The organism is Arhodomonas sp. AD133, assembly GCF_051195215.1.
Taxonomy (GTDB): domain Bacteria; phylum Pseudomonadota; class Gammaproteobacteria; order Nitrococcales; family Nitrococcaceae; genus Arhodomonas.
On the sequence record NZ_JBNAZM010000033.1, the window covers coordinates 46,913 to 54,396 of the forward strand.

Annotated in this window: 4 protein-coding genes and 1 pseudogene; 2 read left to right on the plus strand and 3 right to left on the minus strand. The window is 69.9% G+C overall.

All coding sequences use genetic code 11. The annotated features are described in order from the left end of the window. Nucleotides 1-7 precede the first annotated feature (7 nt). Both ACPEES_RS16345 and ACPEES_RS16350 read right to left on the minus strand, forming a co-directional pair. A complete protein-coding gene (locus ACPEES_RS16345; protein ID WP_435104629.1) occupies nt 8-1,231 on the minus strand; it encodes a ribonuclease H-like domain-containing protein in 1,224 nt (407 codons plus the stop codon). Next, on the minus strand, nt 1,209-3,623 hold the full coding sequence (locus ACPEES_RS16350; RefSeq protein WP_435104630.1) for a DEAD/DEAH box helicase: 2,415 nt from the start codon (nt 3,621-3,623) through the stop codon (nt 1,209-1,211). The genes ACPEES_RS16345 and ACPEES_RS16350 overlap by 23 nt, the downstream gene beginning before the upstream one ends. Nucleotides 3,624-4,402: 779 nt before the next feature. Between ACPEES_RS16350 and lexA the strand changes: the two genes are divergently transcribed. Continuing rightward, nucleotides 4,403-4,999 (plus strand): transcriptional repressor LexA, encoded by a 597-nt coding sequence (gene lexA / locus ACPEES_RS16355; protein WP_435104632.1) that lies wholly within the window; start codon nt 4,403-4,405, stop codon nt 4,997-4,999. 271 nt (nt 5,000-5,270) lie between these two features. On the opposite strand, the gene ACPEES_RS16360 is transcribed toward lexA, so the two are convergent. After that, on the minus strand, nt 5,271-6,584 hold the full coding sequence (locus ACPEES_RS16360) for a hypothetical protein (RefSeq protein WP_435104634.1): 1,314 nt from the start codon (nt 6,582-6,584) through the stop codon (nt 5,271-5,273). 195 nt (nt 6,585-6,779) lie between these two features. Here ACPEES_RS16360 and ACPEES_RS16365 point away from each other — a divergent pair. Continuing rightward, nucleotides 6,780-7,484: pseudogene (locus ACPEES_RS16365) on the plus strand (pyridine nucleotide-disulfide oxidoreductase); the annotation flags it as partial.

A 7,484-nucleotide genomic window follows, 5' to 3' on the forward strand; every position in this document is an offset into this window, starting at 1 on the left:
CGGGCAGTCAGTACGAAAACAGATCGCCCTGCCCGGCTTTTACCTTCCCGCTCTTGCGCTCGAGACGCAGCCTGCGCCGGCGGGTGGTCTCGAGCGTCGGCCGCAGCCGGTCCGTCCACGCAAGGGCCGTGTGCCAGTCCCGGCGCACGTGCTCGTGATACTTGGCGAGCGCCTCCGCCGCCCGCTCGTCGCCAGCCTCCGCCAGCGTTTGCCACAACGCGAGAGCCCCCTCCCAGTCACCGGAACGGCGCCGCAGCCGCGCCAGCTCGTGCCGCCCGGCCGGTGTCAACGCCGGCGCGGCCTCGAGCACCCTGCGGGCATCGCCCTCCCGTCCGGCCCGGTACCAGGCGCGCGCGGCGGCCAGCGGGCAGGCTCCCCATGCCTGGGGCTCGGCGTGGGCGGCAGCCAACGCCGGCCACAGCGCCGCGAGGGAGGTGAGATCCTGAAGATTATGGCGCAGCACGGCCGGCAGGCGGGCGGTCTCCCCGTGCTGGACGAGATCGAACCAGACGAGCGGCGCCTGACTGCCCGGCAGGTCGTCCTCGCGCTGCAAACCGAGCAGATGCTGCTCGGCGGTCGCCAGGCGGCAGTCCGGCCAGGCATGGCGGAATAGCCGGCGCGCCGGATGGAGCAGATCCACGTGCTCGGCGCCCTCCAGCGGGTGATCCTGGCGGGCGAGGCGGAAACGGTCCTTGAGCAACGGGGCATCGAAGCTCTTCCCGTTGTAGGTCACCAGCTGGGCGTCATCGCCGAGCGCCGTGCGTACGGCAGCGAGCAAGCCCGGCTCACCGCCGAAGCCGGTCATCAGGAACTGACGCACATGCAACGAGCCGGCGGCGAACCGTGCCAGCCCGACGAGATACGCGACCGTCCCCGTGCCACCGGCGAGCCCGGAGGTCTCGGTATCCACGAACACGGCCCGTTCGCCGGGCAACGGCCCGATGCCCGGCAACAGGCTGGCATCCGCCGATGGTCCGTCGACATCGCCATCCCGGGGAACGCGTGTCTCCACGCAAAGCACGCGCTCATCGATCGCCTCGCCGCCGAGGGCGCGCGCCAGCGTCTCGACCTCCACGGGCTGGCGGTTCCGCCCCGGGCCGAGGCGGCCGGCACCGCCGACACGTTCCAGCCGCTCGCGCAGCGACGTGCCCCCTTCCCCGGCACCGCCCGGTGTGGCCGGCCTGGCGCCGCCCTGGCGGCGCAGCGTGTCAAGACGTCGTTTGAGGCTCATGCCCGATGAACAAACCCAGTACCGTCAGCGCGACGGTCTTCGGGGAGAACCCGCGCTGCTCGTCGGACGCCAGGATGGGCCCGACGCACGCGGGGCAGCCGAACTCGCAACCACATGCCTGCACCAGTGCGTGGGCGTCGCCGGCCACCGCCTGGCGCTGATCGTACAACGGCGCGGACAGGCCCACGCCGCCGGGGTAGTTGTCGTAGAGGAATACCGCCGGCTTGAAGTGCTGCTGCGCATCCGGGTCGAGCTCGCCGCCGTCCAGCGTCTTCATCGCCCCCCGGCCGGCGGCCCCCACGGTGGCGAACCAGCGCGCGTCGCCGTCCCCCACGGCGCGGCCGAGATCGTTGGGCTCGGCCATGGTGCGCAACGCCGCCACGTGATGCATGGCGTAAGCGGCCCCCAGAAAGCCGTCCAGCGCCTGCTGGCGGCTTTCGAAGGCTGCCCGCAGCGCCTCGGGGGCGAGCTGCCACCACACGGCGGTGGTGTGCATCTCCTGGTCGGGCAGATGAATGTTGCCGAAGCCGATGTTCTCGTGGGTGTAGTAGCGGATCTTCTTGTAGCCGGGTATGCGCCGGACCAGATGCACCTCGCCGCGGGCGGTCTCGCGGCGGCCGTCGCGGTCGGCCTCGAAGTTCTCCAGGATCTTCAGTCGGGTGTAGTCGATGGCGTCGGTGTAGTAATCCGCCCGGGTCTCGCGCACATAGGCCTTGCGCCCGTCCCAGTCGAGATGCTCCACCTGGTACGGGCTCGCCTGGACCATATAGATGGCACCCTCGTAGAGGGTTTCCGGCGCGCTGGAATAGTCCACCTCGGCGATGATGCGCTTGCCACCGTCGGTGGTATCGATCACGACGAAGTTGCCTTCGGCCACCGAGCGCAGGCTCACGCTGTTGGCGGGGTAGCTGTCCTCCGTCCAGTGCCAGGCATCGTCCTCGCGATGGAGCACGCCCTGCTCCTCGAGGTATCCCAGCAGCTCCTCCAGATCCTCGCCGCCGAAACGCTCGCCCTTGCGGAACGGCAGCTCGAAGGCTGCACAGCGCACGTGGTCGAGAAGAATCAACAGCTGATCCGGCGCGATACGGGCATGTTCCGGGGAGGCGCCCAGGAAGAACTCCGGGTTACGCACGATGTACTGATCCAGCGGCTGGCTGGAGGCCACGAGCACGCCCAGCGCCGTACGCTCGCGCCGCCCGGCCCGGCCAAGCCGCTGCCAGGTCGCGGCGATGGTACCGGGGTAGCCGGTCAGCAGGCATACGTCCAGCGAGCCGATATCGACGCCCAGCTCCAGCGCCGAGGTGGCGATCACGCAGTCCACCTCGCCCCCGCGTAACGCCTTCTCGGTAGTGCGGCGCTCGGTGGGCAGGTACCCGCCACGATAGGCGGCGACCCGCGTCGCCTTGCGCGGATCACGGTCGAAGATGTCTTTCAGGTACTTGGTGATCACCTCCACCATCAGCCGCGAGCGCGCGAAGATGATGGTCTTCATGCCGCCGCGCACCGCCATGCGGGCGATGCGTGTCACCTGGGAGCGTGCCGAGGCGCGGATGCCGAGGTCGGCGTTGATCACCGGCGGGTTCCACAGCAGCAGGTGCTTCTCGCCAGCGGGTGCGCCACTTTCGGTGATGGCCCGGACCTCGTCACCGACGAGCTGGCTGGCGAGCTCGCCCGGGTTGGCAATCGTCGCCGAGGAGAGAATGAACACCGGATCGCTGCCGTAGAAACGACAGACCCGGCGCAGCCGCCGGATCACGTTGGCGACGTGGGAGCCGAACACGCCGCGATAGGTGTGAGTCTCGTCGATGACCACGTATTTCAGGGACTCGAAGAACTGCGCCCACTTCGTGTGGTGCGGCAGCACCCCCTGGTGAAGCATGTCCGGATTGGAGACGACGATGTCGCCGCGGGTCCGCACCGCCTTGCGGGCATCCCCGGGCGTGTCGCCGTCGAATGTGTAGGCGCGGATGCCGAGCCCGCCGGCTTCGTTGAGCTCCATGAGCTCGGCGACCTGGTCCTGGGACAACGCCTTGGTGGGAAAGAGGTACAGCGCCTTGGCCCGTTCCTTCAATGCATCCTGGAGCACCGGCAGGTTGTAGCACAGCGTCTTGCCCGAGGCGGTGGGCGTGACCACCACCGTATGACGACCGGCGCGGATCGCCTCCCAGGCCGCCCGCTGGTGGCTGTAGAGGCGCTCGATGCCGCGCCCGCGTAGCGCCCCGGCGAGCCGCGGATCGAGCTCGTCCGGCAGCTCGGCGTACCGCCCGTCCCGCGCCGGCACCGTCAGCTCGCCGGTGATCCGCCCACGGTACTTGCGCCGCAGCCGCCCGCCCAGCCGCCGCACGGGATCGGCGCTCGCCGATGGTCTGGCCTGCTGTGCCGATGCGCTCATGCGTGTCGTGTCCCCCGATATCCCGTGGCGAGTTGAAGGAAGCAAGTTTCAAGTGGCAAGTGGCACACGCCGTGCTCCAGGCAAAGCATTGCGGCCCGGAACCCGGCTGCTCAACTGCGCGACTCCCAGCGCTCGTATGTCGACGAGCCCGAAGCGCTGGCCAACAGGCCGCGCGCAGAGATGTCGGCTGCCAAGAGCAGCCAACCTACGTGGCCACGCAAGCGGCAAACTGCAAGCAGTCGTAGATACTCCGTTGCCGGTCAACTCGTAGGTCGGTTGCTCTTGGCAACCGACTTTCCCCGCACGGGTTCCGCCCTTCGCACCCGGCAGCCGAACCCGTCCCACAGAGTGACCGATGTCGGGCACCGCCTGCGGCGGTCCCCGACCTACGTGACCGAACCCACGGAACCGACCGGGCAACGCCGCCGTGCTCGCCGAAGCACCGCCGCTGCACCAATGGCCGTAGGTCGGCGAGCGCGCAGCGCTGGCCGACAGGCCACACGCAGAGATGTCGGCTGCCAAGAGCAGTCGACCTACGTGCCCGCGATGGACTGCGCTGCGCTCCGTCCACCCCACGCTCGCGGCGCCTTCATGCGATAGTGTGCCCGTGCTACGTGCCGCACTTGGAACTCGAAACGTTCAACTTGCAACTCGCGGTTCGCAACTCGCAACCTCGCCCTGCGTTGAACTACCCTACGCGCCGTCCATGCCGCGTCGCCCTTCACCGAAGGCCCATGTGCGGGTTAGATTAGAGAACGCCTGGAAAACGGACAAGCGCCATGCAGCCACTCACCCGTCGTCAACAGCAGATTCTCGACTTCCTCCGCGATTGCGCACGCGAAGGCGAGGCCCCCACCCTGGGGGAAATATGCACGGCTTTCCGTCTGAAATCCCGCGGCTCTCTGCACAAGCATATCCAGGCGCTTGTGGCCGCCGGGTTCGTGGCGCCGATGAACGGCCGGCGGCGGGGCGTTCACCTCACCAAGCAGGCAACCGACGCCGACGGACTGCCCATGCTCGGCCGCATCGCCGCCGGCCGCCCCATCGAGGCGGTGCGCGACCATGAGCGCGTCGCCGTGCCGCCGCAGCTTCAGGGCCGTGGCGAGTGCTACGTCCTCCAGGTGCGCGGCGATTCCATGATCGACGAGGGCATTTTCGACGGCGACTGGGTCATCGTCGAACACCGCAGCCGTGCGGACAACGGCGAGCTCGTCGTCGCCCTGGTCGACGACGAGGCCGCGACCCTCAAGCGCATCGAGCAGCAGCCGGGCGAGGTGGTCCTCCACCCGGCGAATGCCGACCACGAGCCGCAGCACTACACGCCCGATCAGGTCACTATCCAGGGTGTCGTCGTCGGCCAGATGCGGCGTTACTGAGACAACGCTCCCACCGGCCACCACCGCCGGTCACTGGCCGTGAGCGTACGGTGGCGAACCAGCCGCCGGAGGTCGAACCCCTCGACCGCCACCGCCGGGACCGCGAGCGCGAACACGCCGCCCGCAGGCCGTTGGCACGACCCTCGCCGCGCTCCAGGCGGGCGGCGGCTGACAGTGCCGCCGTCGCCGAATCGCACAGGATGCCGAGCGACTGCGCCACGCGCCCCGGAACGGCGCCGGGCGTCGTCGATGGACGGTGCCACCGGTTGGCTCACAGCCAGTTGGCGTAGAGCACCAGCGCCACCGTCGTCACAGCCACCATCACGGCGCCGTAGCGGGCGTTGGCAACGATAATGCGGCGCGGGGCGATGTCGTACGCGCCCTGCAGTGCCAGATTGAGTCCCGACAGGGGGCTGACCGCCACACCGATGGCCCAGCCCGCGAGAAAGGTCATGGCGAGCAGACTCGGATCGGGATCGAGCGGGGCGAGCAGAGTGCCGAACGCCGCGATGCCGATCAGCGGGTGCACCCCGACCAGGGCCAGCAGCACCATGCACGCCAGCACCAGGCCGGCCTGCCAGCCGCCGAAGCCGGAAAACGGCACCCAGCCGCCGAGAGTGGCGACCACGCTCTCCAGCCCCGCCGCCATCACGCCGGCGGCGAGGAACAGCGTCAGCTCGTTGGCCATCAACGGCAGCCGCGCGGTCACCTGGCGGCTAAGCAACGCCGCCGGCCGGGCTTCGCGGAATGGCAGAATGAGCGCCGTGAGCGCCGGCGCCAGCACCGTGATGATGCCCAGCACCGACAGGTCTGGCGCGAGCCCGTGCAGAATCAGGATCACCGCCGCCAGCACGGCGGGCAGCCAGAGACTGCCGGCATGCAGGGGATAGCCGCGAAAATCGTCCAGCCGCTCGCGGGCGAGCTCCACCGCCGTGATCGCCAGCGCGAGCAGCGCCACCGGTAGCCCGACGGCAATCACGCGCTCCAGCCGTGCCCCCGGCGCATAGGTCAATGCGGCGGCCATGGCGGCGAAAAACGGCGACCAGAACGCGGCGCTGGCGAATCCACGGGTGAGCACGCGAAGCTGCTGGTCGTCGATGTGGCCGGCCGAGGCCATGCGATGGGCCATGATGAACACAGTGGAGAGGTTGACCACCGCCCCGAACGCGTGGAGTCCGACCAGGGTTCCCACCACCCCGCGTCGACCGGCGGGTAGCGTTTCGCCGGGTTCGTCCGCCGGCGCCGCGATCAGGCGCAGGAATCCCACGGCCGCGAGCATGCCCAGCAACGCGGCATTACCGGCAAGCGCCCGCCCCCACGGCAGGCGCACACCGCAATACACGCCCCAGGCCAGCCCGGCCACGCCGACGATCATCAACGCCACGGCCTGAACCCGCGAACGCCGTGCCACATCCGGCCACAGCACAACGCCCGAGAGCCAGGCGCATACACCCGCGGGAGCAAGCGGCAGGCCGGCGATGAACGCGTGGGCGCCGGCGAAGGCCATTGCCAGGGCGATGGCGATGCCCGCCACAGCGCGACGGCGGCGGCGGCGGGCTTGCTTCTGGATTCGGGTTTCCGACATGCTTCGCGGCGACGATACGAAAGCTCACAGTATACTTGCCCGCCTAACGGTTACGCACGGTACCGGCCCGGCCATTCACCGGAATCGGGAAAAACCGCGCGCGGACTGCCTTGATGCACGAACCCGGCCCGCGCATCCTTGCACGCTCCGCGGCTCCGGCGCCGCGCCGTATTCCCAGGAGACGAACACGTCATCATGAGTCTCGATTCCGCACTCGCGCACTTCGGCCTGAGCTTCAGCGACCTCCAGACCCCCGACGGACTGGCTCGCCTCGACGCCCGCTTCCGCGCCTACCTCGACGAGCACGCGCCGGGGCTGGGTCAGCGGGTGTCGGACTACCGCGCGGGGGCGTCGCTGACGGCGACCGAGGTGAGCGAGCTGCTGCTGGCGCTGGGCCCGGAGCTGGAGGCGTTCATCGCCGAGCTGTTCGGCATCGAGGCGGCGGTGGCCCGGGCGCGGGCGACCACGCTCGGCCACGACGTGGTCATGGCGTTCAAGCAGGCGTTCGTCCAGCGCCGGGTGAAAAAGCACCGCAAGCCCGTGGAGACCGACTTCGCCACGCTGGACGCGTGGCTCGAGGCGCGCATCGGCGAGCGCGACGACGCCGGCGACCGCGAGCGGCGCGTCGCCGCCTACGCGATGAGCCTGCTCGACGAGCCCGAGGCCAACGCCGAGGCGATCGCCACCGTCACCGCCTGGTGCAAGCTCGCCCGCACCGACGCCGACGCCGCCGCGGCGGTGGCCGGCTGGGCGAGCTTCAAGCTGCCCGGGCGCGTGGATCACGCCCACCTGGTGCCCGTCGAGCACAACGCCGATGCCGCCGCCACGCGCCAGGCCAGTCCGCAACGCTGGCGCCGGCGCGATGGTTTCGTGCTCACCGACGCCCGCGCCGACGCCCGT

Excerpts from the sequence above, each read along its gene's own strand:
- ACPEES_RS16345 (WP_435104629.1), bottom strand. The coding sequence starts at position 1,231 with ATGAGCCTCAAACGACGTCTTGACACGCTGCGCCGCCAGGGCGGCGCC.
- ACPEES_RS16350 (WP_435104630.1), bottom strand. The coding sequence starts at position 3,623 with ATGAGCGCATCGGCACAGCAGGCCAGACCATCGGCGAGCGCCGATCCC.
- lexA (WP_435104632.1), top strand. The coding sequence starts at position 4,403 with ATGCAGCCACTCACCCGTCGTCAACAGCAGATTCTCGACTTCCTCCGC.
- ACPEES_RS16360 (WP_435104634.1), bottom strand. The coding sequence starts at position 6,584 with ATGTCGGAAACCCGAATCCAGAAGCAAGCCCGCCGCCGCCGCCGTCGC.